Source organism: Aminobacterium sp. UBA4987 (assembly GCF_002396985.1).
Lineage (GTDB): Bacteria > Synergistota > Synergistia > Synergistales > Aminobacteriaceae > Aminobacterium > Aminobacterium colombiense.
On record NZ_DGZF01000009.1, the window covers coordinates 259,799 to 284,228 of the forward strand.

Here is a 24,430-nt window from a genome sequence, read left to right on the forward strand (position 1 = left end):
CCTGGCAGATTTGCCGCTCTAGGGATCAACATGGCCTGCCCTATGCCTAAAGTTCTTAAAAAGGGGGCAGGTTCCCGCTTGCTTGAAGACCCAGAAAAAGCGACATCTATGGTGAAATCACTGAAAGAACTGGGTGCCCCTGTCTGGGTTAAAACCCGAATATATTCGGAGCGGGGATTTTCTATGACGGCGTCATTTTGTGAAAAGCTGCTCTCTGCCGGAGCAGATAACGTCTGTGTACATGGTCGTACCCCTTCCCAGCGGTATGCGGGGGTGGCTAATCGCCAGAGTGTATTTGATCTGGCTGAAACCTTTCCAGATATGATTAGTGCCAGCGGGGATGTTTTTACCCCCCAAGAAGCCTTGGATTATCTGGAAAAAAGATGCGTTTCCGTTTTTATAGCCCGAGGGGCCTTGAAAGATCCATTTATTTTTCCACAGACACTGGCAGCTTTGGGCTTTTCGGTAGATAATAGATTGTTATGTCCTTCAATAGGGTTGCAAATATCTTTGCTTGTTGAGTTGGGGGACCATATAGCAGAAATGGCCAGCCCCAGACTGGCTGAAATTTTGATAAAGCGGCTTCTCTCCGGTATGTTTAAGAGCATTCCTGGAATAGCAGAACTTCGAAGGGACTGCGCATGTCTACATGGCTGGAACGCACTTCGGGATCTCATGAGCGGCTGCGAGCACTATTTCGAAAGGAGAGACATGTTGTGTCGGCCAACTTAGAAATCAAAACAGAAGAAATCGCTCTGCCAGAGGAAGAAATTTTTCGTCAAAGAAAAGAAAAACTGGCAAGGCTAAGAGAAGAGGAGGGCTATGATCCTTTCCTTATAGAGCGATGGGAGCGGTCAGATCTATTGAATGATGTTCGCCAACGCTTTGATCATCTTGAAATAGATGAAGCAGATGAGGATGCAATCCTTTCTGTAGCAGGCCGTGTAATGACCCTCCGCAAACACGGAAAGGCCATGTTTGCGAACCTCCAGGACGAAACAGATACCATGCAGCTTTATTTCCAGCTTAATGCCATGGGAGAAGAAGCTTATGGCTTCGCAAAAAAATGGGTGGATAACGGAGATTTTGTTGGCGTTGTCGGAATCCCCTTCAGAACAAGGCGGGGTGAGCTCACAATTCTCGTAAAGGAGTGCACCCTTCTTTCCAAGGTCCTCCGTCCTCTTCCGGAAAAATGGCACGGTCTGAAAGACACAGAGGTTCGCTATCGTCAACGGTATCTCGATTTAATGGTTAACACTGATGTAAGGGATACTTTCAGAAAAAGATCCGATATTATTGCTTCTATGAGAAAGACCCTTATAGATCATGGGACTCTGGAAGTTGAAACGCCCATTCTTTCTTTTTTGGCTGGAGGAGCGAATGCCCGTCCCTTCCAGACCTACCATAATGCCCTTGATGCGAATATGTACCTTCGCATCGCTACGGAGCTATACCTCAAACGTCTTGTGGTGGGGATGTTTGGCCGAGTCTTTGAAATTGGCAAAAACTTTAGGAACGAAGGCATTGACACGATGCACAATCCTGAGTTTACTCTCATGGAAGTGTATTGGGCCTACGCTGATTACTCCGACATGATGGATCTTACTGAAGAGCTCGTTCGAAATGCGGCGTTGGCAGTTGATGGTCTTGTTGTCAATTATCAGGGAATCGAGCTCGATTTCAGTAAACCCTTCCGCAGGGTGACCATGCTCGACCTTGTTAAAGAGTATACGGGAATAGACTTCAAAACCATAAAGACAGATGAAGAAGCGCGGAAAATTGCCGATGAAAAGGGAGTGGAGCTCAAGGGCACGGAGAGCCGGTTCGCGGTACTGAACGAAGTTTTCGAAGCCTACGTAGAGGATAAACTTGTTCAGCCTACGTTTGTTATAGGTCACCCCACAGAGATTTCCCCTCTGGCGAAGAGAGACCCTGAAGATCCTGATTACACCCATCGTTTTGAGCTTTTTATTTGTGGCTCAGAAGTGGCAAATGCCTATAGCGAACTGAACGACCCCCTCGATCAGAGAGAGCGTTTTCTTGACCAGCTTCGTAAAAAAGAAGCGGGAGATGAGGAAGCCCACGTTTTTGATGAGGACTTCATTAACGCAATTGAATGCGGCTTGCCTCCTACAGGGGGACTTGGCATAGGGATTGACCGTCTTGTCATGTTCTTAACGGACTCCCGCTCAATACGAGACGTCATTCTCTTCCCAGCCATGCGTCCAAAAGCGTAAAGGGGAGGCTTGTTTCAGTGGATCGGAGGGAAGCACTGCAACGTATCGAAGCTCTGCGGGAAGAAATCAATCGCCATGCCCATCTCTACTATGTTCTCGATACCCCGGAAATAGCAGACCATGAGTATGATGCTCTCTTCAGGGAATTGACCTCTTTAGAAGAAGCTTTCCCTGAATTTGACGATCCTGATTCTCCCACACACCGCGTTGGAGGAGCCCCCCTTGATCGTTTCGAGAAAGTGATTCATGAGAGCCCCCTTCTCAGCCTTGATAACGCTTTGTCTAAAGAAGAGGTATGGTCGTTCTGTGACCGTGTCTTTTCTGGGTTGGGGCTTGGCAATCTGGAGTATCTTTGCGAACTGAAAATAGATGGTTTGGCTGTTTCTCTTATTTATGAGGATGGTGTTTTTATCCGGGGAGCCACTCGCGGCGATGGGCTGGTAGGGGAAGATGTAACGGCAAACTTGAGAACGATCCGTTCTTTGCCTCTTCGTCTCAGAGAGAAGGTTTCAGGCCGCATGGAAGTTCGCGGAGAGGTGTTGATGACGAGGGAACAGTTTGCGGCGTTGAACCAGGAACGGGAAGAAGGGGGAGAGCCCCTTTTCGCTAATCCGAGAAATGCCGCAGCCGGGAGTCTTCGTCAGCTTGACTCGTCAATTACAGCGTCGAGAAAACTCTCAATCTTTCTCTATTATGTAGCCCATCCCCAGGAGCATGGATTACGGACCCAACAAGAGGTTCTCCATTGGCTTCAGCATTTGGGATTTCCAGTGCAGAGTGCATGGGGAGTATGCAGCACACGGCAGGATATTGACGCATTTATAGAGGAGTGGCGGGAAAAGCGATTCTCCCTGCCCTATAGTACTGATGGTGTAGTTCTGAAGATCAATCAGGTTGATTTTTGGGAAGATCTGGGCACCACAGCAAAAGCTCCTCGCTGGGCTATTGCCTTTAAATATCCGCCAGAGGAAAAAACAAGCAGAATCCTCGATATAGAGGTTTCTGTGGGCCGCACAGGGACTCTCACTCCAGTGGGCCACCTCGAACCGGTCCATCTTGCCGGAACTGTAGTGAGAAGGGCCAGCTTGCATAATGAAGATGAAATTCGCAGAAAAGATATCCGCATAAGAGATAAAGTAGTTGTTCGTAAAGCAGGTGAGATCATCCCGGAAGTGGTAAGGGTTCTGACAGAGGAACGGGATGGAAATGAAGTTGAGTTCCAGATGCCTGATACATGTCCTGCCTGCGGATCCCATGTCATGCGAATCCCTGGCGAAGTTGCCCTGCGGTGTCCTAACAGGGCATCGTGCCCGGCCCAGCTTCGAGAAGGAGTTGCTCATTTTGCTTCAAGAGCAGCCATGGACATTCGTGGACTGGGAGATAAACTCATTACGCAGCTTATAGACAGGCGGCTTATTAGGAACATGGCTGACCTTTACACGTTGAAGCGTGAAGACTTGCTTTCCCTGGATAGAATGGGGGATAAATCTGCTTCAAACCTGTTGCAAGCTTTGAGTGTTTCTAAGAACAGATTTCTTTCAAATCTCATTACGGCTCTGGGAATTCGTCTTGTCGGAAAAAAAGTGGCAGAAATACTTGCCGATCGTTTTCATAGCCTTGATGCTTTATCGTCAGCCCAAGAAGAGGAACTCTCTTCTATAGATGGGGTTGGTCCCAAGATAGCGGCTTCTATAAAGGCTTTTTTTGACGATGAAGCGAACAAAGAGATGATTTCGCGCCTTAAGGACGCTGGAGTTCGGATGGCAGAAGAAAAAAGCATGTCAAGTGGGGAGGGGCCCCTCGAAGACCAGCGTTTTGTTTTTACAGGTGAACTTCAATCCATGTCCAGGGGAGAGGCTGAAGCCCTTGTAAAGAACCTTGGAGGGGCGAGTTCATCCAGTGTAAGCAAGAAAACGTCGATAGTGGTGGCTGGTCCAGGTGCTGGCAGCAAGCTGCAGAAAGCCAGGGAACTTGGCATAACCATTATAAATGAGGAAGAGTTCTTACAAATGATCCGCCCTTACGAGAGGGTATTTTCGAAACATACGGATAGTATTGAGAAGGAGGAGTGACCATGGCGGTCTCAGCAGATGATATTCGGCATGTTGCGGCCCTTGCCCGTCTTGAAATAACAGAAGACGAAGTTCAGGCCATGCACCAGCATTTTGAAGAAATAATGACTTATTTCAATAGGCTTAATGAACTTGACCTCGAAGGGATAGATGCCTTTGCCCTCAAGGTGGAAGAAAATATTCCGTGGAGAGAAGACAGAGCTATAGACAGCTCTGTACGGGAGGATGTTTTGGCTGAAGCTCCTCATCGTTATGAAGATTTCTTCCGGGTTCCCCGGATAGTGGAGGAGGAGTGACATGAAGCTCTATGAACTTTCCGCCGCCCAAATAACCCGGGGCATTCATGAGGGGAAATTCTCAGCCAGTGAGGTCTTTTTATCATGTTTGGCCAGGGCAGGGGAGCTAGAGCCCCAGATATCGGCTATGCTCACTATCACTGAAGAGTCAGGCATGGCCCAGGCCAAGGCTGTAGACGAAGCCGTGGCGTCGGGGAAAAAACTTCCTCCCCTCGCAGGAGTTCCTTTTGTAGTAAAGGACAATATGTGTACCAAGGGAATTCCAACCACCTGCGCCAGTAAAATGCTGATGCAGTGGAAACCACCCTATAACGCGGCAGTTATAGAATTGTTGGCCGAAGCTGGGGCAGTACTTATGGGAAAGACCAACCTCGACGAGTTTGCCATGGGGGGAACTACGGAACACTCTGTTTATGGCGCAACGTCCAACCCCTGGAAGCTTGACTGCGTCCCAGGCGGCAGTTCAGGCGGAAGCGCAGCTTCTGTTGCCGCAGGATATGTTCCTTTCAGCCTCGGAAGCGATACAGGCGGGTCTATTCGCCAGCCAGCCGCTTTTTGCGGTATTTATGGTTTCAAACCGACATACGGGCTAGTAAGCCGACGGGGTCTTGCGGCTTTTGCTTCATCCCTCGACCAGATAGGTCCCTTTGCCCGGACAGTGGAGGATCTGGCCCTCGTACTCAACGCCATCTCTCAGAAAGATGAGCTTGACTCCACATGCAGTTGCCGTCCTCGCCCAGATTATACCAAGGCTCTCAATGCAGAATCCCTCAAAGGGAGAAGGGTCGGCGTTATAAAAGAAATACAGGAGTATGCCATAGACCGCGAGGTCAGGAAGGCTTTTGATCAGACACTGAAGTTTTGCGAAGGGCAGGGGGCTGAAATTGTTGAGATCACACTTCCCACAATGGTGGAATACGGCTTGCCCTGTTACTACATTCTGGCTCTGGCAGAAGCAAGTTCTAACCTGGCTCGCTTTGATGGGGTGCGGTATGGCTTGAGCACCGATGCAGAGTCTCTTCTCGATCTCTATACGAAGACCAGGGCCCAGGGATTTGGCCTTGAGGTCAAACGGCGTATTCTGGTGGGGACCTACGTGTTAAGTTCGGGATACTATGATGCCTACTACCTGGTGGCCCAGAAGGCCAGGCAGCTCATAAAACAGGAGTTTGTAAAAGCTTTTGGCTCCGTGGATACCATACTTCTTCCTACAGCGCCATCGCCTGCCTTTAAAAAAGGAGAACTCATCAACGATCCTATCCAGATGTACATGGCCGATATCTTTACATTGCCAGTCAACCTGGCCGGACTTCCAGCCCTCTCTCTTAACGCGGGGTTCTCCGCTGACGGCCGGCCTCTCGGAGTACAGTTTATCGGCCAATGGTGGGATGAAGAAGGGCTGCTGTCCACAGCTTCTCTACACGAGAAAACCTTCGGTTGCGCACCTATTGCCCAGGGAGGTGTTCGCTAATGGCTGATTTAACTTTTAAACCTGTAATTGGTCTTGAGATCCACGTACAGCTTGCTACAAAGAGCAAACTCTTCTGCTCTTGCTCCACAGACTATATTGGAGTCGCCCCGAACACGAATGTGTGTCCAGCCTGTCTAGGCTTGCCCGGCAGCCTTCCAGCCCTTAATGCCAAAGCGGTAGAATACGGAGTTAAGGCAGCCTTGGCGCTGAACTGTACTATTAATACAGCTACGCGGTTCCATAGGAAGAATTATTTTTACGCGGATTTGCCCAAAGCCTATCAGATCAGCCAGTATGATCTCCCCATCGCTGAAAAAGGATATGTGGATGTTTCCACAGAAGAAGGGGGAAATTACCGGATAGGCATCACGAGACTTCACCTTGAAGAGGACGCTGGAAAGCTTGTACATGAGGCATCAGACGGGCGTCTCGTAGGAGCCGATCAGTCTTTTGTGGATTACAACAGAGGCGGCATTCCCCTGGCAGAAATAGTTTCGGAGCCCGACATCCGGTCTGCGGCAGAAGCGAAGGAGTATGTAACACGCCTTCGCCAGCTTGTTCGGTACCTCGGCGTTTCTGATGGCGACATGGAAAAAGGGTCTTTGCGGGTGGATGCCAATATCTCAGTCAAATGTTCCGATGGACGATGGGGGAACCGCGCAGAAATAAAGAACCTGAACTCCCTTCGAGCCCTTGAGCGAGCTCTCGAGTATGAAATAAAACGACAGAGCCAGCTTTTGGCGGAGGGGGGGGAAATAACTCAGGAAACCCGTCATTGGGATGATGTGGAAGGGGTGACAAGGGCAACCCGAAGCAAAGAGGAAGCTCATGACTACCGCTATTTCCCTGAACCTGACCTTCCCCCTTTGATTCTTCCGGAAGGGTATGTTGAGAAAGTTAGAAACACATTGCCTGAACTCCCATGGCAGAAGATGGAGCGTTTCATGTCTTTTTATGAGTTGAATGAAACTGATGCCATGATTCTTTCTGAGCATATGGCTCTTGCGGATTTTTATGAAGCCTGCGTCAAGGCCGGTGCAAGCCCCCTTCGAGCCTCTAACTGGGTTCGAACGGAAGTGCTGCGAGTCATGAACGATCAAAAAATTGATATTACGGAATTCCCAGTAGATGCTTCTGTGCTTGCCCAACTTATCGCAAAAGTTGATGACAACAAAATTTCAACAACCGCTGCGAGAGAAGTTTTTGATACAATGGCAGCAAAGAAGGTCTCTCTTGAAGAAGCCATGAATATCTGTGGAGTTGAGGAAGGCGGAATTTCTGGCTCCGATCTTGAGAAAATGATACGAAATATCCTTGAAAACAACACTGATGTGGTGGAAACCATTAAGAGCGGTCAGGATAAAAAGGGTAAAAAGCAGAAATTCCTTCAGGGACTCATTATGAAAGAAGCCCGAGGACAGACTGATCCCAGAGAAGCTGCTTCACTTTTGGCGAAACTTCTAGAAGAATAGGAGCAAAAAGGGCAGGGAGCCCGTTCCCTGTCCTTCTCTTTATTGACTATCCTTATAGCTATGCGTAAGATGATACGGTGTAAATCAAAACAAAAAAATCTGCCGGCTTGCTGTCTGAGTTGCTGAAGTGGTAGCAGTCGGGTGTAATAGAGGAGGTAGTAGGGTATGGGAACGCGCAAACCTGAAGACATTAGAAGTGTTGCCATTGCAGCTCACGGTGGGGCCGGAAAGACATCCCTTGTAGAAGCGATGCTCTTTTCAAATGGTGACATAAACCGTATGGGGAATGTCGTAGACGGCAACACCGTCGCAGATTTTGGAGCAGAGGAGCAGAAGCGACAGATTTCCATTAATACTGCACTTGTTACATTGGAGCGGAACGGGAAAAGACTCTATCTTCTCGACACGCCAGGATTCGCTGATTTCATTGGTGAAATGCGTTCAGCTATGAGAGTCTCAGACTCTGCTTTGGCTGTAGTGAGTGGTCTCCATGGTGTAGAAGTCCAGACAGGAAAGGCCTACGAGTATGCTGAGGATTTTTCCATACCGGTTGCTTTCGTAGTAAGCAAGCTTGACCGCGAGAACTCGGACTATGCACGAACTCTAGACGATATTAAAAAACAGTTATCTGACAAGGCAGTCCCCTTTTTCCTCCCCATAGGGAAAGAAGCATCATTCAAGGGGGTTGTGGACATATTGAACCAGAAGGCCTATGAGTACGTTACAGATGGGTCAGGTTCATTCAAAGAGATTTCTATCCCTGCAGAGATGGTTGATGAAGTATCAGCTGCCAGGGAATCCCTAATAGAATCCGTTGTAGAAGCTGACGATGAAGTTATGATGATGTATCTCGAAGGAGACGAGATCTCTCATGAGGAAATCGTTAAAGTTGCAAGAAAAGCCATTCGGGAACGTCAGATTTTCCCAGTTCTCCCTGCGTCAGGGACAGCCAATATAGGTGTCCACCAGGTTCTCGATTTCCTGGGCGACATGTTTCCTTCCCCGCTGGAATCACGCCCCCGCCAGGCTCTTAAGGGCGATGAAGTTATTAATATCGATCCTGATCCTGAAGCTCCTTTCTCAGCCCTGTGCTTCAAGATCATGGTCGACCCCTATGTAGGAAAACTTTCATATATAAGAGTTAATTCAGGACATCTATCCAGTGACAGCAGTATTTATAATGTTACTAGGGAAGAAGAGGAGCGTATCAGTTCCTTTAAGGCCATGAGGGGTAAAGATGGCCTAGATGAAAAAGAAATTATTCTCGGCGATATCATCGCCATTCCCAAGCTTCACAGCACACAGGTAGGGGATACGCTGGGAGTGAAGAGTACCGCTTATACCTTTCCCCCAATCAAGTTCCCTAAACCCGTCTATAGCGTTGCCGTTATGGCAAAGAGCAGGGCAGATGAAGATAAACTTTCCAATGCACTCCACAAAATTCTGGAAGAGGACCCCGTTCTTACCTTCGCTAAGAACCCAGAGACAGGAGACAATGTCCTCTCCGGCATGGGTGATATGCATATTGAAATCCTCCTCTCCCGTATCCGTGAAAGATATGGAGTGGAACTTGAAACCAGAACACCTCAGGTTCCCTATAGAGAAACGATCAGAAAGACAGCAGAAGCCCAGGGAAAATATAAGAAACAGACTGGTGGACGGGGACAGTACGGCGATGTCCACATTCGCTACAAACCTCTCGAACGGGGAGCGGGATTTGTATTTGAAGATCAGGTAGTAGGCGGGGCCATCCCCAAGAGCTTTATCCCAGCCGTAGAAAAAGGATTGCGGGAAGCCCTGGTCAAAGGACCACTGGCTGGATTCCCCACGGTAGACTTCAAAGCAGAGCTTTTCTTCGGGTCTTACCACGATGTAGACAGCTCTGAAATGGCTTTTAAGATAGCGGCTTCCATGTCCTTCAAAAAAGGCATTCTTGAAGCCAGCCCTGTACTCCTTGAGCCCATTATGCTAGTGGAAGTCGTTGTTCCTGAAGATTACCTTGGCGACGTCATGGGAGACATGAACAGCCGCCGCGGACGAATTCTTGGAATCGACAGCCATGGCCGTCTGCAGGTGGTTCGAGTTCAGGTTCCCCTCTCTGAAATGTTTAAATACGCCATAGTGCTTCGGTCTATGACCTCCGGAAGAGGTACTTTTACAATGGAATTCGACCATTATGAAGAAGTACCTGGAGATGTTTCAAAGAAAGTTATTGAAGAGCATAAGAAAGAAGAAGAAGAGGAATAAAATAGAACATTTTTCTTAAAAATGGACATAAAGAACCAGGGCCTCGACTTTTAAGTCGAGGCCCTGGTTCTTATTCGTTATGCTTTTTAGCTGAGTTATTCAGAAAAGTAGAGTTATCGGTTTTTCTGATCTTCGCAGAAGAACTTCCACATAGTTGCTTCTGCCAGATCGGGATTGAGCTTTCCTTCAGATAGCACATGTTTCCACGCTCGTTCTGTTAAAGACCCGATATACTTTTCAAAGTCCGAATTGTTACGCCGAGCTGCTATCTCCAATGTCCTTACGCGAAAATCTTCCCATTTTGAAGCCTTTTTCTCATCAATAGACATCTCAGCATCCCTCCTCAGCTTCTGTAAAAGAAGACTTTTCTCTTACTTGCCAGCAGCTTTCTTCTCTGTAATGTACTTGTCTATGGCTTCTGCAGCCTTCTTTCCTGCACCCATGGCAAGAATGACAGTAGCGGCACCTGTTACAATATCTCCGCCGGCGAAGACCCATTCAGGATCTGCCTGGCCCGTTTCGGGATCAGCGTCAATGTAACCTTTTTTGTTGAGCTTCAGCTCTGGGAAGGCACTAAGCAGCACTTTGTTGGGGCCCTGACCAATAGCTTCGATAATGGTATCTGCTTCAATTGTAAACTCGCTGCCCTTGATTTCCTGAGGCCGTCTGCGTCCAGATGCGTCAGGTTCGCCAAGTTCCATGCGTATGCATTTCACTCCAACTATGTTTCCCGTCTCGTTTCCTACATACTCCACAGGATTGGTAAGCCAGTTGAAAACCACGCCTTCTTCCACTGCATGGTGATACTCTTCGATACGAGCGGGGAGCTCTTCAAGGGAACGGCGATAGACAACCTGAACGCTCTTTGCGCCAAGGCGAAGAGCAGATCTGGCAGCATCCATGGCTACGTTTCCACCGCCCACAACGACCACCTTTTCAGATTCTTTGGTGGGGGTGTCATATTTGGGGAACTCGTATCCGTGCATAAGGTTTATGCGGGTGAGATACTCGCTTGCGGAATAGACACCGTTCAAGCTGGTTCCGGGAACCCCCATAAAGTGAGGAGTTCCAGCTCCTGTAGCGATGTAAACAGCATCGAAATGGCTCTGAAGCTCTTTGATGGTGACGCTTCGTCCTACAGCAACGTTAGTCTCGATCTTCACGCCAAGGGCCTTGATGTTCTCTATTTCCCTGCGCACAATAGCTTTGGGAAGACGGAACTCGGGAATACCGTACATTAGCACTCCGCCAGCCGCGTGAAGGGCTTCGTAGACTGTAACCTTGTAGCCCATCTTGGCAAGGTCTCCGGCTACTGTAAGGCTTGAAGGCCCTGATCCCACAACGGCCACATTGCCCTTTGTCTGCTCAGGAACTTTAGGAGCGACCTTGCTGCCATGTTCTGCTTTCCAGTCGGCTATGAACCGCTCCATTTTGCCGATGGAAACAGGTTCGTATCCTTTGATTCTCCCTACAGTACAAACACCTTCACACTGTTTTTCCTGGGGGCAAACACGGCCGCAGACAGCTGGAAGGTTCGTATATTGACTGATAATATCCCATGATTTCTCAAGGTCCTTTTCTTTAATGGCCTTCAGAAATCCAGGAATATCAATACTGACCGGGCAGCCTTTAATGCAGGGAGCATTCTTGCACTGAAGGCACCGAGCACTTTCGGTCACTGCCTCTTCAATGCTATAGCCAATAACAACGTCGTTAAAATTCTTAATTCGTTCCTCAGCGGACTGCTCAGGAACGGGAAGTCTTTTCGGGGCAATATCTAAAGCCATTACTCTTCACCCATTTCAGCCTTATATTTTTCCAAAGACATTTTCTCTTCGTCTTTGTACTGGCGCATGCGGTTCATAAACTCGTTCCAGTTCACGCCCCAGCCATCGAATTCTGGCCCGTCGACACAGGCGAATCTGATTTGGTCATGAATGGTTACCCGGCAACCGCCACACATGCCTGTTCCATCGATCATGATTGGGTTCAATGACACGAACATGGGAATGTCGAGCTCTTTCGCTTTCAATGAGGCAAATTTCATCATGATGGAGGGGCCTATAGCCCATGACTGGTCAATTTTCACTCCGCGGTCAGCAAGCTCCACCATAGCATCGGTAACGACACCCTTTTTGCCGGCAGATCCGTCATCTGTGGTGATGAGAAGCTCATCTGAGTATTTCTCACACTCTTCTTTCATAATAACGAGATCTTTAGTTCTTCCGCCAAGGATCGTGTAAACCTTGTTTCCGGCTTCCTTCAGCGCTCTGATAATGGGGAAAAGGGCTGCAATGCCCACTCCGCCTCCAACCATAAGAACTGTACCGTAATTTTTGATCTCGCTGGGCATCCCCAGAGGGCCAAGAATATCGGTCAAACAGTCTCCCACATTCATGTCGGCAAACTCAGCTGTGGTCTTTCCAACGGTCTGAAAAATCATTCTAATCAGACCCTTCTCTCGGTCATAGTCTGCCACGGTGAGAGGGACACGCTCTCCCTGGGGGTTCGTACGAATAATGACGAACTGCCCGGGCTTAACATGTCGCGCCACTCTCGGAGCCTCGACCCATACATCGAACTCCTTGGGAACGACAAGCTTTTTTGATATTATTTTGTACACTTTATTTCCTCCTCATTTGCGAAGATATACTAGGGGTTATGTTATTAGGGGTTATGTTATCTGCTCTCAAGTTGATACATTATATGTTATATTTATTTTGTCAATACAAAATATGTTCCATTGTAACATCAAAAAAACCCGTTTGTTTGTGGCTTTGTACAAAAAATAAAGGACCTGCTTTCTGGCTTGACGAATGAAGGGTGACCCTATAATATACCTATTAGGGGTATGTATAAAAACCGCTCAGACGGAGGGATGTAAATAATGATTAAGGTTTATTCAACACCCACGTGTCCCTGGTGCACAAAAGCCAAGGAGTATCTTACTTCAAAAGGCGTAGAATTTGAAGTCGTTGACGTAGCAAAAGATAGAGAAGCCGCTATGGATATGGTAAAAAGAACCAAGCAGATGGGAGTGCCCGTTGTTCAGTTTGACGATGTATACATTGTAGGTTTTGACAGAACGGCTATTGACGCTGAACTCGCCAAGATAGGAAAGTGATATAGAAAGGACAACTTTTCTGTCTTAAAAATGAGAGGGAGGATATGGTATGAAGAGTTTGCTTAAACTTCATTACGGAGCTGCGTTAGGCGAACATCTGACATCAGGTGCAACGACCTTCCAGGAGCTTCTGAATCTTGCTCCTCTTATTAAAAAGGCAGATGTTTTATTGAGAAGCCGCTCCGAGCTGAAACTTGAAGGTTCGGGGTGGCTTCTTCTTCCCCACAATGAATATAAAAAAATCAATGATCTGGCTGTGCGGCTCTCTTCTATGACTGATGTGATTCAGATAGGTATTGGCGGGTCGGCTCTGGGAAACCTGATGCTTCATAACGCCCTTTTGCCTCCATACTGGAATGAGATGAGTCCAACTCTTCCCCGTCCACGTTTCTACATGGCTGATAATGTTGATCCCCAAGAGAATAGAGCCATCTGGGATCGAGTAGACCCTCGCCATACTGCCCTGATCGTTGTCAGCAAGTCTGGTGCTACTGCAGAAACTATGGCCAATTTCCTTTTCTTCTGGGAAGAAATGAAACAAACTGTAGGGGCAGAGCAGGCCGCTCGCCAGACAATCATTATCACAGACCCTGAAAAAGGGATACTCCGAGAGTTTGCGAAAGAAAGAGGCTGCGCCGTTTTGCCTGTTCCACCCAATGTAGGGGGGCGCTATTCAGTGCTTTCTCCAGTAGGACTTCTTTCTGCATCGGTTCTGGGAGCGGATACAGATAGCCTTCTTGAAGGAGCCCGGAAAATGGCAGACTTTCTTGCAGATGAACATGACATGGAAGGGAATCCTGCCTGGGTCTTTGCCGCCATTTCATGGCTTCATTTTATCCGAAAAAGAAACATGATCGTTTTTATGCCTTATATTGACAGCCTTTCTATGTTGAGCGAATGGTTTGCCCAGCTCTGGGGGGAAAGCCTCGGAAAGGAAGGAAAGGGATCAACGCCAATAAAAGCCCTCGGAACTATCGATCAGCACTCACAACTGCAGCTTTACACAGAAGGCCCTGACGATAAATTATTTTTGCTGTTACACGTAAGTTCTCTCAAGGAAGATATCGTTATTCCACATGCAGAAGAGAAAAGCCTCACTTCTCTTTCCTATCTTTTTGGCCAGTCAATGAACATGTTGCGATATTCAGAACAGCTTTCCACTGCGTCATCCCTTGTAAAAGCAGGGCGGCCTGTGCTTTGGCTGGAGATTCCGGAGTTGAATGCGTTCTACCTTGGAGCTCTGATCTATCTGTTGGAGTATGCAACAGCTCTTACCGGGTTTATCATGGATATCAATCCATTCGATCAGCCAGGGGTAGAACTTGGCAAAGAGTATACTTTTGCCTTGATGGGAAGGTCGGGGTTCGAAGTACAGGCTCAAGAAGTTGCTCGTTTTTCAAAGATCCTTTCTTCCCGGACTATTACCGTTCCAATAGAGGAAAAGTGATACAATACTTCTGTGTTTTGAGAGGGCAGGCTTTCTCGAAGTTAAGTTCATAAAAGAAGGGATTGGAGAAACGTGGATACATCGCTCCTCAAAGTTGATTCCATAACGGTGCGTAGGGATAACGCTACCATACTTAAAGATATAAGTTTGCGAGTGGAGTCAGGGGAAGTAACAGGCGTCCTTGGCCGAAATGGGGCCGGAAAATCAAGTCTTGCCTATGCTCTAATGGGGTTGCCAGACTATATTCCTGTGAAGGGCTCTATATCTTTTCTCGGAGAGGACATTACGAGCTGGTCTATAACTGATCGTGCCAAGGCTGGGCTGACATTGGCGTGGCAGATGCCGGCGCGGTACGAGGGTATTTCCATCCGGGATTATTTGCGTATAGGGCCTCAAAACAGCTCTGAACGGAACCTTGAAGAGGCCATGGATTTTGTACAGATGAGCTCTCTCTTTCTCGACAGAGCCATAGATAAAAGTTTATCAGGCGGGGAGCGCAAAAGAATAGAGCTGGCCTCCATTTACCTTATGAAACCGCGCCTTGCAATTCTTGATGAACCGGATTCAGGAGTAGACCTTCTTGCCTTGAGAGAAGTCTTGGGGCTTTTACGTCTTCTTGCCGACCAGGGGAGCGGCGTTATGGTCATAACCCACCGCGAAGACGTAGCCGCCGGGTGTGACCGATCCTATCTCATGTGTGATGGGCGTATTATTCTCGAGGGAAGCGCTGCTGCCGTGAAGCGATATTTCATGTCTCAGTGTCGGCCCTGCGAAGGCTGCGAGGAAGAGCAAATGGGCCGAAAGGGAGTTCTTGACGAGGTGATGGGCCGTGCCAAAAATCAGTAAAGAATTTCAAGAAATATTAACCATAGCGGCCAGTGTCCCTGGGTACAATTATTTCAACCATCGGAAGGGAGCCTATGCTCTCATCGGCGCAAACAAGGTTGTTGATTATCATGAAGTAGAGGGCGTTCATATCGAAGCCTATGAAACAGAGGACGGGGTAAGGGCTGTTATAGAAGTAGAGGAAGGGACTCGCTTAACAGATCCTGTCCATCTTTGCTTCGGCGATGTCCGAAAAGAAGGTCGTCAAATTATAGACAGCCACATCACTGTCGGCCGTGGAGCACATGTTGAATTTTTAGCCCATTGCGTCTTTCCCCATGCGGAAAAGTTTCTTCACGCCATGAAGGGTGTGGTAGAAATAGGTGAGGGAGCTGACGTAACCTACAAAGAACTTCATTTTCATGGCCCAAAGAGCCAGATGGAGGTTCGTCCTGTCACAGAAGTGAAGGTCGAAAAAGGCGGACGTTATGTAAACGACTTCTCACTTATCGAGGGAAGGGTAGGCTCTCTCGATATTAAAATCGACATAGACGCCGCGGGAGAAGGAAGCCGAGTAGAATTGACGTCGAAGGTCTATGGCAAGGATGATGACACCATAAAGATTCAGGATGTGGTAAAGCTCTCTGGACGGAATAGTTCAGCCCTTATAAAAACCCGGACAGTTTTGAAGGGGCGCAGTGTGGGAAGTTTCCTCGGTATGATAGATGGTGCGGCATCTGGCGCTAAAGGCCATGTGGATTGCACAGAAGTAGTTCAAGGAGAAGCCGTGGCCGATGCCTCCCCAGTGGTGAGGGCATCCCATCCTGAAGCGGAAGTAACCCACGAAGCGGCCATTGGACGTATCGCAGATGATAAAATAGCTGGTCTTATGGCGAAGGGTCTTTCTTCAGACCAGGCCATCGATATGATCGTCTCAGGACTTTTAAAATAAGCATTGAACTGCAAAATCGAACATAAGCAAAGAGCCGCCTCATTTTCAGAGACGGCTCTTTTTTCGTCTTATCCCCCGTTATTCATCTGACTCCCCTGTTCTATCTTCCAGACATCTGAAAGTCGCACTGACGAAAGAGCGTGGATAATGTTCTTTTTAATACTTGGATTCTCTCTTGCAAGGTTTTCTATAAGCGTACGAGTTCTACTTCGCTGAGTATGAAGGGAAAAGGGACATTTATCTTCTGTCACCGGCAAATGTAGCCGCTGGGCCTCCTTCATAATGTCTTTTTCCCCAATGTATATAAGGGGCCTGATAACCCACAGGCCAGTTCGGCTTTGCCAGAACTTGGGCTTGAAGCTTTTAAACCGGCCAGTCTGAAAAAGGTTCATGAGCACTGTTTCGGCTACGTCATCAAGGTTATGCCCCAATGCGAGAACGTTATATCCACGTTCCACAGCTTCTGAACTTATAATGCCCCTCCGTATGTTGGCACAGAAGCTGCAAGGTGATTTCTCCTCTCTTTTTTTTATTATCTCTGAAATAGGATAAATGGTCACGAAATGTTCTACGTTAAGGCTACGGCAGAATTCAGAAAGGGGACGGGTTGCCATCTCTCCGCCTGTAATATCCACAGTGCATGCTCCTAATTCGAAGCGGCGGGGAGACTTTTTTCGGAAGGCGGTCAGGGCAGCGAGGAGAAACAGGCTATCCTTGCCTCCAGAAAGTCCAACAAGTATTCTATCCCCCTCTTCGATCATTGAAAAATCACCGAGGGCTTTCCCAAATCGTTTGCGCAGCATAGGCTGAAGTTGAAGATCCCGTTTCTCTTGTATGTTATCTATCATGTTCTATCTCTCTTTTTCTATTATGGAATGTGGTAATATAATTGGGACTATGGGCCTAGCCTAAAGATGAAATTTTTAAAATTCTTTTTCACCACTATATTTACACTATATCATAGGCGCGAATAGGCTCACAGAGTATTATGCGGAGGTGGAATCATGGATTCTATACGCCTTGTAATAGCGGATGACCATAGACTCTTTAGGGATGGGGTAAAGAAATTATTAGAGTACGAGTCCGATATTGAGGTCATAGGCGAAGCTGGCGATGGAGAAGAAGCTCTTAAGGTTGTACGAGAAAAAAAACCGGATATCCTTCTTTTTGATATAAATATGCCCAAAAAAGATGGAATACAATTAGTCAGAGAACTAAATAGCTTATCTCATGGCATTAAATTTGTTGCAGTTAGTGCTAAAGACGATGAAGACAGCCTTTCAGCCCTTTCTTCTGTAGGAGTCTTAGGCTTTGTCCTCAAGGCATCCGGAAGGGTAGAACTATTATCAGCCATTCGATCTGCCAATCGAAACCAGCCTTATGTAGATCCCCAGGTAGCAGGAAAGCTTCTAACGTCATTTTCAAGACGTAAGGAAGAAAATGACCAGCTCTATGAACTGACCCCCAGAGAAAAAGAGATTCTTTACTGGTTAGCTCAGGGCCTGAGCAATTCTGAAGTGGCTAGTAAAATGGTTCTCTCAGAAAAAACTGTAAAAAACCATGTGAGCCACGTCCTGAAAAAACTTGATTTGCGTGATAGGACCCAAGCCGCTATTTTGGCATGGCGCATAGGCTTTGCCCAGCTTCAGCCGGAATCTTTGCACCAGATAGTAAATGGGGGCGCCCTTATAGAAAGATAACTTTCTTTCACTACGTGGTAGAATAGCCCTCGAAGAAGAGCTGGAGGAGATTGGTTACATGATCGAAAAAGTGCAGAAGCAACTTCAGGAATCGATTAATGTCAAAATTGCGGCTTTATCTTTAGCAGAAAAAGTGGCATCAGCTTCCCAGTTAATAATACAAGCGCTATCTCACGGAGGAACCGCTTTCTTTTTGGGGAATGGCGGTTCAGCAGCAGATGCGCAACATTTGGCAGCAGAACTTGTAGGTCGCTTTGAAAAAAACAGAAAAGCGTTGCGAGCCGTGGCATTAACAACAAACCCCAGCACTATCACAGCCCTTGCTAACGATTACGGATATGAAAATATCTTTCTCAGGCAGCTGCAAGCACTGGCCGCGCCAGGAGACATCGTTATTGGAATTTCTACAAGCGGCGCAAGTCCCAATGTAGTCAAAGCTCTGACGTGGGCGAAAGAGAAGGGTATTGAGACAATAGCCATGACTGGTGAAAATGGCGGAGATTTAGCAAGGATCGCTTCTCTTCTTCTTACAGCCCCATCGTCTCACCCCCCCCGAATTCAGGAGCTTCACATTACGTGGGGACATATAATCTGCGGTTTAATAGAGGAGGCCCTTTGTTCCAATGGGTGATGAACTTGCTGTTATCCTTGCAGGTGGGCTGGGGACGCGTCTCAGACGTGTCGTATCAGATTGTCCCAAATCCCTTGCCCCAATAGACGGCAAACCTTTCTTGCATTGGCTCTTCCTCTTCCTTCGACAAAAAGGGATAGGTCAATGTGTCTTGCTTCTTGGATATAAATCAGAGCAAATCATTGAGTACTGCCAGAATGGCGAGAAATGGGGGCTCTCTATAGAGTATAGCCTTGAGCCAAAGCCACTTGATAAAGGAGGGGCCTTGCGGTACGCCCTTCCTCTCATTCAAAAAGAGCGTTTTTTATTCCTTAATGGGGATACATTGCTTGACGTAAACATAGAACAAATGTTCCACCAGAGTCGAAAACTTGACTCTGATGTACTCATTGCGTTGCGTAAATGGCCTTCCATAGAAAGAACCGATCCAGTAGAGGTAGACAAACAGAATCGGGTGTTGCGTTTTGGAAACCCTTCCATAAAGGCAGGGTGTGATGGCCATTGGCTTGTAAATGGCGGCATGTATATTGTAAAGCGCTCCATATTGGAACCTCTCCCGGAAGGGCGGCTTTCCTGGGAAAAAAACGTATTGCCCTCATTGCTTAACGACGGGAAGGATGTATATGCTTTTGAAGCGAAGGGATACTTTATCGATATTGGCGTTCCTGAAGATTATGAAAAAAGTCAGATGGAGATTCCTCAGTTCATAAATTCCCTTAGCTCATAAGAAGGTGTTTATAAAAATGGTGACAAGAGTCTTTATTACAGGTATTGGCGGGTTTATTGGCAGCCATCTCTCTGAATTTCTTGCAAAAAAAGGTTGTGAGGTATGGGGTTCTTACTTTCGGCCTACTAACGATATGAGCGTTCCCGCATCTTATGCGAAGGGGCTCTTCAATATTGATGTCAGACAGCGCTCCCACCTGGAAGACGCTCTTCAGAAAGTGCGTCCCCATGTCATATACCACCTTGCGGCTCAAAGTTATCCAATGGTTTCCTATAAAGAACCTGAATATACTGTTGAGTCGAATGTAATGGGCACGTTGAACCTCGTTGAGGCCATGCTTCATCTCGACCTTCGAGGAACACGGGTACTTCTGGCTTCTTCAACGGCGGCATACGGATTTATAGACCCTTCAGAGGCTCCTGTCACAGAGAGCCAGCCCTTCCGGCCGGCTCATGTCTACGGCATGTCGAAAGCAGCCCAGGACTTGCTGGGGTCTACGTATTTTAATGCCCATGGCCTGGATATTATTCGATTGAGAATTGGAAATTGTGTTGGGCTTCGCCGCACTGGAGAGGTTGTTTCGGATTTTACCCGAAGGCGCGCGCAGATCGACCTTGGTATTATTGGCCCGGAATTTCATGTGGGCAATCTTCATACGAAGCGTGCTTTCCTCGACGTTCGCGATGCAGTGGAGGGGTTTTGGGCCCTTCAGGAAAAAGGGAAAGCCGGCGAAGCTTACAATATCTCCGGTGCAGATGCCGTATCCATGCAGCAACTTCTTGATATCGTCCTTTCAGGATGTTCGAAATCGGTGCAAGTTGTGCGGGACTTATCTCTTGTCAGATCTGTAGACGAACTTATCTATTGGAATGACCTTTCAAAAATAGAGAGACACACAGGCTGGAAACCTCATCGGGCCTTGAGAGAAACCGTAGAGGACATGATCGAATGGTGGAAAACAGAACTCTCAAAAGCACCAGAAGGGGGGGAATAAGGTTTGATCACATCCATTGATGACAAAAGGGTACCTTTACGTTCAAGCAAATCAAGAGATAGGGAAGACATGCTCAGAGAGGTGAAAGAGATCCTTTCAAATGAAGGAAAAGTGCTTCGCTTCATTGAGGCTGATGGTGTAGCCATAGAAGAGGAAGCATTTAAAGCTCTTCGAGAAATTGTTATGGTCAATTTTATAAGCATGTCTGTTCAGGAACTTGTTATGGAATCTCTGGAAAACTCTGAAAAACACCTCATAACAATAATTGACACTATGGATAAAGGCGCTTCCGCTTTAGATAAAAAACAGGCAGATGACGCTATGACGGCATTGATAAATGCAGTGGAAGGCATCTGTTGGCAGTTGGAAACCATATACCAATTACAGATCCTTCTCCCGGTAGAAGAGAGAGAAAGAATGGATGAAGAGTTTGAAGCTCATCGGGAAGCTTTGATAGATGATCTGGAGCGAACTTCGGAATTTATGAAAGAACGGAAGCATGCAGAAGCAGCCGGCATAATACGTGAAAAAATAAATCCATCACTTGAGGGCCTCCATTCCTATATAGAGAATCTTCGCTCCCTTGCCCACGGGAAAGCATGGTAGAAAAGATGGTACCGGCAGTCTTTCTTGACAGAGACGGAACATTGATAGAGCATGTTCCTTATCTAGACGATTTGAAAAGGATAAAGCTTATCCCTAAAGCTGCTTTAGCTCTTAAGAAAATGAAAGAATTAGGATATCTGCTTGTTGTGGTGACCAACCAGAGCGGTGTTGCAAGAGGTTGTTTCGATGAAAACTTTGTGCAAAAAAGTCACCGATTTATACAGCGTGAATTAGAGAAAGAAGGAGCTTCTATCGATGCTTTTTATTATTGCCCGCACCATCCGGAAGCAACGATAGGTCGTTACAGGCGGCAGTGTAGATGTCGAAAGCCTTTCCCTGACATGGTGCTTAATGCTGTTGAAGATTTATCCATAGACTTGAAAAGAAGCTGGATCATAGGGGATAATGAGCCAGATTTCCTTTTAGCCGAGAACACGGGATGTCCCTTTATACTTGTGCGAACAGGTTATGGCGCTGAATTCGAGCAAGAGAGAAGGTGTTTGTCTGTAAATGTTGTAAATGGGCTCTTCGAAGCGGCATGTTTCATTGAAAGAGTCCATGGGATTGAATGAGAGGTGTGTCTCCTGTGTCATTACGAAAAGGACTATTGATATTTTTAACATTGACATTTGGAGTCAGCGCCTTGGTTCTTCTATCTAGCGTGGATCAAGGTACTGTCAGAATGCTGTTGTCAGCCCGGAAGTCTGTTTTGCTTCTAGTCTTTGCTCTTGTGATATGCGCCTGGTGTTGTGATGCAATGCGTTTTTGTGCTATTGCCAAAGCAGCTTCAGAACATATCAGTTTTCGTCTTGGGTTGGTTTTGACCTGGCTCCATTACTTTGGTTGTGCGGTAACGCCTATGCAAAGCGGCGGGGGGCCCTTTCAGGTATTTGTGCTCTATAAAAGGGACATGCCTATTGGAAAGGGAGTGGCAATTACCCTCACCCGCACCCTTCTTACTCTTCTTCTGTTAGGCATAGTGGTGCCTCTAGCCATCCTTTTGGAACCTGAACTTTTGGGCACGGGTCTCTTTATAAAAAGCATCTTCACCTACGTGGCCGTTTTTGTAGGGGTTTCATGGATACTGGTTGTTCTTAGCCTTACAAGGCCAAAGCTTATGAAAAAATGGGGGCAAATATTGACCCTCTGGCTCAAACGTTTTGGGATAGTGAAACATCTCAAGGTTCTTGCTGTTATCAGACGGATTAACCTTGAGATAGATAATTACAGTGAAAATTTCCGCCTCTTTTTCTCGTCTGGGTTTCCACATTTTATTTGGGCTGTCTTTCTCTCCGCTCTTCATCTTCTTTGTCTCTTCTCTGTCTTGCCCTGCCTGATCTGGGCCGTAGGGCTTCCTGTTCACTATTTGCAGGCCTTCATGGCCCAAGCTGTGTTCATGTTTGTACTCTATTTCGTTCCAACTCCAGGGGCGAGCGGAGTAGCAGAAGGCGGCGGCGCCGCTCTATTTGGACTTCTTGTCCCTTGGCATATCGCAGGAGTTATGGCCATTCTCTGGCGTTTTTTTACAGAGTATCTGGCAATTGGCATGGGAGCGGCTGTAGCTATTCGTCTTTTAGGATGGGGAGTAAGCGAACAGATTTTTATGGAAGAAAGAGGAAAATTTGAAAATGACGCGTGATGCCCTTCGTGCCCTCATCTTCAAGTTGCGAGGAGGTTTATGGACGGCACTTTACCTTCTCATATTACTTTTGGCCAGCCCGGAGAAGAGTAGATTGGTTCCGTCACTGCTTCTTGTTGCGTTAGGTCAACTTATACGTTTTTGGGCTTCGGGCTGTATTGTGAAATACAGGGGAGAAAAAGTAGGGGCAGAACAACTTGTAACCTGGGGCCCTTACGCTTTTGTAAGAAACCCTCTCTATGTGGGAAATGGCCTCATAGGCCTTGGATGGGCCCTATTAGCCGGGCCGTTAGTTGTAGCCCTTTTCCTAACCTCATTCTTTCTTATCTATGGGGTATGGATAGTTCCCTACGAAGAATCCTTCCTCGAAAAAAAATTTGGGGAGGCCTACTCTGTATACCGCCAATCGGCAGGCCGTTTTATTCCTTCTTTTTGGCCAGGGGATCGTCTTCATGGACCCTATGACTGGTCCATCGTCTGGAGAAGTGAAAGACACTCTTTATGGGTTACCCTTGCGGGGACGGCCCTTCTTCTTTCCCGCTTTAAGTGGTAAAAAAATTTCTTTCAAAAGCTACTTAAACAAACTCAAAATGCATTTAAAACAGCGAGCTCCCAGAGAATTTTCTCTGAGGGCTTTTTGCTTATTTGAGGCTATGTTTTAGTTAGTATGGGTAGTTGCTATCCTTTCTCAATACCGAAAAAAGAAAATAGTTCTCTCCTCTTGAGAATAACTCTCCCCTTTAACTCAAGAACAAGATGGTTAATTCTAAATAAAAACAATAGTAAAATATCTTTTCTATTGTTTTTTATAATATTTAGTCTATAATGACTAAATTAGAAGTGTGTTTAAAAAATCACAAATGAAACATGCCTTTTTACCCCGTTTAGATTTTAAAAAGGAGGGATACATTATGAGAGCATTCGCTATGTTAGGTATTGGAAAGACAGGTTGGATTGAAAAAGAAAAACCTGTTGCAGGTCCTTTTGATGCCATAGTTCGTCCCCTTGCGGTATCTCCTTGTACGTCTGATATCCACACTGTTTTTGAAGGGGCTATCGGAGACAGAAAAGATATGATCCTCGGTCACGAAGCAGTTGGGGTAGTGGAAGAAGTTGGGACAGAAGTTAAGGATTTCAAACCAGGAGACAGAGTTATTGTTCCTGCTATTACTCCCGATTGGCGTTCCATAGCTGTACAGCGCGGTTTCCCTCAACATTCAAATGGTCTTCTTGCGGGATGGAAATTTTCTAATTTTAAGGACGGCGTTTTCGCAGAGTTTTTCCATGTTAATGACGCCGATATGAACCTTGCGTTGTTGCCAGATGGGATTTCGCCCAAAGCTGCTGTAATGATAACAGACATGGTTACAACTGGATTTCACGGAGTAGAGTTGGCTGAGATCCAATTTGGCATGAGTGTTGTTGTTATTGGAATTGGCCCGGTAGGACTTATGGCTGTGGCTGGGGCGGCTCTTGCTGGCGCAGGTCGTATATTTGCCGTGGGAAGCAGGCCCAAGTGTGTCGAAGTTGCCCAGGCCTATGGCGCTACGGATATCATCAACTATCGGAATGGAGAAATTGTAGATCAGATTATAGAACTGACCCATGGAGAGGGAGTAGACAGAGTAATTGTTGCCGCTCCTGGTATTGACATGATTAAAAAGGGAGTAAAAATGGCTAAACCCGGTTCTGTCATCTCTAACGTCAACTATTTTGGCGAAGGCGAAGATCTTCTCATTCCTCGCATTGAGTGGGGATGTGGCATGGCGCATAAAACCATCCGCGGCGGGCTATGCCCAGGAGGAAGAGTTCGTATGGAAAACTTAGCAAACCTTGTTCAATATGGACGCCTGGATCCTTCTTTGTTGCTTACCCATGAATTTAATAGTTTTGATAAAATGGAAGAAGCGTTGCTACTGATGAAAGACAAACCAAAAGACTTAATTAAACCTGTAGTTGTGTTAGAGTAACTGCTTTTCCCACATAGTTA

The 24,430-nt window shown here is 46.9% G+C and carries 24 protein-coding genes; 20 read left to right on the top strand and 4 right to left on the bottom strand.

The features are described from left to right. The 7 genes from B2U56_RS05315 to fusA all read left to right on the top strand — a co-directional run. A partial coding sequence (locus tag B2U56_RS05315; RefSeq protein ID WP_286952674.1) for a tRNA-dihydrouridine synthase family protein occupies positions 1 to 732 on the top strand: 732 nt, incomplete at its 5' end. After that, positions 717 to 2,237: a lysine--tRNA ligase gene (gene lysS, locus B2U56_RS05320; RefSeq protein WP_286952675.1), complete on the top strand. Its 1,521-nt coding sequence runs from the start codon at positions 717 to 719 to the stop codon at positions 2,235 to 2,237. The genes B2U56_RS05315 and lysS, both read left to right, overlap by 16 nt. Before the next feature lie 17 nt (positions 2,238 to 2,254). Continuing rightward, positions 2,255 to 4,309 carry an NAD-dependent DNA ligase LigA gene (ligA, locus tag B2U56_RS05325; protein ID WP_286952676.1) on the top strand — a complete coding sequence of 685 codons (2,055 nt, stop codon included), beginning with the start codon at positions 2,255 to 2,257 and terminating at the stop codon, positions 4,307 to 4,309. A gap of 2 nt (positions 4,310 to 4,311) precedes the next feature. Beyond that, positions 4,312 to 4,605 carry an Asp-tRNA(Asn)/Glu-tRNA(Gln) amidotransferase subunit GatC gene (gene gatC, locus B2U56_RS05330; RefSeq protein WP_013048754.1) on the top strand — a complete coding sequence of 98 codons (294 nt, stop codon included), beginning with the start codon at positions 4,312 to 4,314 and terminating at the stop codon, positions 4,603 to 4,605. A gap of 1 nt (position 4,606) precedes the next feature. After that, a complete protein-coding gene (gene gatA, locus B2U56_RS05335) occupies positions 4,607 to 6,076 on the top strand; it encodes an Asp-tRNA(Asn)/Glu-tRNA(Gln) amidotransferase subunit GatA (protein WP_286952677.1) in 1,470 nt (489 codons plus the stop codon). Then, positions 6,076 to 7,548 carry an Asp-tRNA(Asn)/Glu-tRNA(Gln) amidotransferase subunit GatB gene (gatB, locus tag B2U56_RS05340; protein WP_286952678.1) on the top strand — a complete coding sequence of 491 codons (1,473 nt, stop codon included), beginning with the start codon at positions 6,076 to 6,078 and terminating at the stop codon, positions 7,546 to 7,548. Before gatA ends, gatB begins: the two co-directional genes overlap by 1 nt. Positions 7,549 to 7,713: 165 nt before the next feature. Further along, positions 7,714 to 9,795: an elongation factor G gene (gene fusA, locus B2U56_RS05345; RefSeq protein WP_286952679.1), complete on the top strand. Its 2,082-nt coding sequence runs from the start codon at positions 7,714 to 7,716 to the stop codon at positions 9,793 to 9,795. Positions 9,796 to 9,908: 113 nt separating this feature from the next. Here fusA and B2U56_RS05350 read toward each other — a convergent pair whose 3' ends face one another. Genes B2U56_RS05350 through B2U56_RS05360 form a run of 3 tightly spaced genes read right to left on the bottom strand, consistent with a single transcriptional unit; the run spans position 9,909 to position 12,418 of the window. Beyond that, positions 9,909 to 10,124 (bottom strand): hypothetical protein, encoded by a 216-nt coding sequence (locus tag B2U56_RS05350; RefSeq protein WP_013048750.1) that lies wholly within the window; start codon positions 10,122 to 10,124, stop codon positions 9,909 to 9,911. Positions 10,125 to 10,166: 42 nt separating this feature from the next. After that, positions 10,167 to 11,582 carry an NADPH-dependent glutamate synthase gene (gene gltA, locus B2U56_RS05355; RefSeq protein WP_286952680.1) on the bottom strand — a complete coding sequence of 472 codons (1,416 nt, stop codon included), beginning with the start codon at positions 11,580 to 11,582 and terminating at the stop codon, positions 10,167 to 10,169. Further along, positions 11,582 to 12,418 (bottom strand): sulfide/dihydroorotate dehydrogenase-like FAD/NAD-binding protein, encoded by an 837-nt coding sequence (locus B2U56_RS05360; RefSeq protein WP_286952681.1) that lies wholly within the window; start codon positions 12,416 to 12,418, stop codon positions 11,582 to 11,584. Before B2U56_RS05360 ends, gltA begins: the two co-directional genes overlap by 1 nt. A gap of 264 nt (positions 12,419 to 12,682) precedes the next feature. On the opposite strand from B2U56_RS05360, the gene B2U56_RS05365 reads away from it, so the two are divergent. The 4 genes from B2U56_RS05365 (at position 12,683) to B2U56_RS05380 (ending at position 16,143) form a co-directional block, all read left to right on the top strand. Continuing rightward, positions 12,683 to 12,919, top strand: a complete 237-nt coding sequence (locus B2U56_RS05365) for a glutaredoxin domain-containing protein (RefSeq protein WP_273015652.1) — start codon at positions 12,683 to 12,685, stop codon at positions 12,917 to 12,919. A 49-nt stretch (positions 12,920 to 12,968) separates the two neighbouring features. Next, positions 12,969 to 14,366 (top strand): glucose-6-phosphate isomerase, encoded by a 1,398-nt coding sequence (locus B2U56_RS05370; protein WP_286952682.1) that lies wholly within the window; start codon positions 12,969 to 12,971, stop codon positions 14,364 to 14,366. Between the two features lie 72 nt (positions 14,367 to 14,438). Beyond that, on the top strand, positions 14,439 to 15,212 hold the full coding sequence (locus B2U56_RS05375; protein WP_286952683.1) for an ABC transporter ATP-binding protein: 774 nt from the start codon (positions 14,439 to 14,441) through the stop codon (positions 15,210 to 15,212). Next, entirely contained in the window at positions 15,196 to 16,143 is a 948-nt protein-coding gene (locus tag B2U56_RS05380) for a SufB/SufD family protein (RefSeq protein WP_286952684.1), read from the top strand. Before B2U56_RS05375 ends, B2U56_RS05380 begins: the two co-directional genes overlap by 17 nt. A gap of 68 nt (positions 16,144 to 16,211) precedes the next feature. On the opposite strand, the gene B2U56_RS05385 is transcribed toward B2U56_RS05380, so the two are convergent. Further along, positions 16,212 to 16,991 (bottom strand): tRNA 2-thiocytidine biosynthesis TtcA family protein, encoded by a 780-nt coding sequence (locus B2U56_RS05385; RefSeq protein WP_286952685.1) that lies wholly within the window; start codon positions 16,989 to 16,991, stop codon positions 16,212 to 16,214. 156 nt (positions 16,992 to 17,147) lie between these two features. On the opposite strand from B2U56_RS05385, the gene B2U56_RS05390 reads away from it, so the two are divergent. From B2U56_RS05390 to B2U56_RS05430, 9 genes are all read left to right on the top strand, one after another. Continuing rightward, positions 17,148 to 17,843, top strand: coding sequence for a response regulator (locus B2U56_RS05390; protein WP_286952686.1), 696 nt, complete (start codon positions 17,148 to 17,150; stop codon positions 17,841 to 17,843). Between the two features lie 58 nt (positions 17,844 to 17,901). Next, entirely contained in the window at positions 17,902 to 18,474 is a 573-nt protein-coding gene (locus B2U56_RS05395; protein ID WP_286952687.1) for a D-sedoheptulose-7-phosphate isomerase, read from the top strand. Further along, complete coding sequence (locus B2U56_RS05400) at positions 18,467 to 19,201, top strand: nucleotidyltransferase family protein (RefSeq protein WP_286952688.1); 735 nt, start codon at positions 18,467 to 18,469, stop codon at positions 19,199 to 19,201. Before B2U56_RS05395 ends, B2U56_RS05400 begins: the two co-directional genes overlap by 8 nt. A 16-nt stretch (positions 19,202 to 19,217) precedes the next feature. Next, a complete protein-coding gene (locus B2U56_RS05405; RefSeq protein WP_286952689.1) occupies positions 19,218 to 20,195 on the top strand; it encodes a GDP-mannose 4,6-dehydratase in 978 nt (325 codons plus the stop codon). Between the two features lie 3 nt (positions 20,196 to 20,198). After that, positions 20,199 to 20,801 carry a hypothetical protein gene (locus B2U56_RS05410; RefSeq protein WP_286952690.1) on the top strand — a complete coding sequence of 201 codons (603 nt, stop codon included), beginning with the start codon at positions 20,199 to 20,201 and terminating at the stop codon, positions 20,799 to 20,801. Further along, positions 20,795 to 21,373, top strand: coding sequence for a D-glycero-alpha-D-manno-heptose-1,7-bisphosphate 7-phosphatase (locus tag B2U56_RS05415; RefSeq protein ID WP_286952691.1), 579 nt, complete (start codon positions 20,795 to 20,797; stop codon positions 21,371 to 21,373). The genes B2U56_RS05410 and B2U56_RS05415 overlap by 7 nt, the downstream gene beginning before the upstream one ends. Before the next feature lie 14 nt (positions 21,374 to 21,387). Beyond that, positions 21,388 to 22,440, top strand: coding sequence for a lysylphosphatidylglycerol synthase transmembrane domain-containing protein (locus B2U56_RS05420; protein ID WP_286952692.1), 1,053 nt, complete (start codon positions 21,388 to 21,390; stop codon positions 22,438 to 22,440). Beyond that, entirely contained in the window at positions 22,430 to 22,993 is a 564-nt protein-coding gene (locus B2U56_RS05425) for a methyltransferase family protein (protein ID WP_286952693.1), read from the top strand. Before B2U56_RS05420 ends, B2U56_RS05425 begins: the two co-directional genes overlap by 11 nt. Before the next feature lie 358 nt (positions 22,994 to 23,351). Next, on the top strand, positions 23,352 to 24,410 hold the full coding sequence (locus B2U56_RS05430) for an NAD(P)-dependent alcohol dehydrogenase (protein WP_286952694.1): 1,059 nt from the start codon (positions 23,352 to 23,354) through the stop codon (positions 24,408 to 24,410). Positions 24,411 to 24,430: the final 20 nt, after the last annotated feature.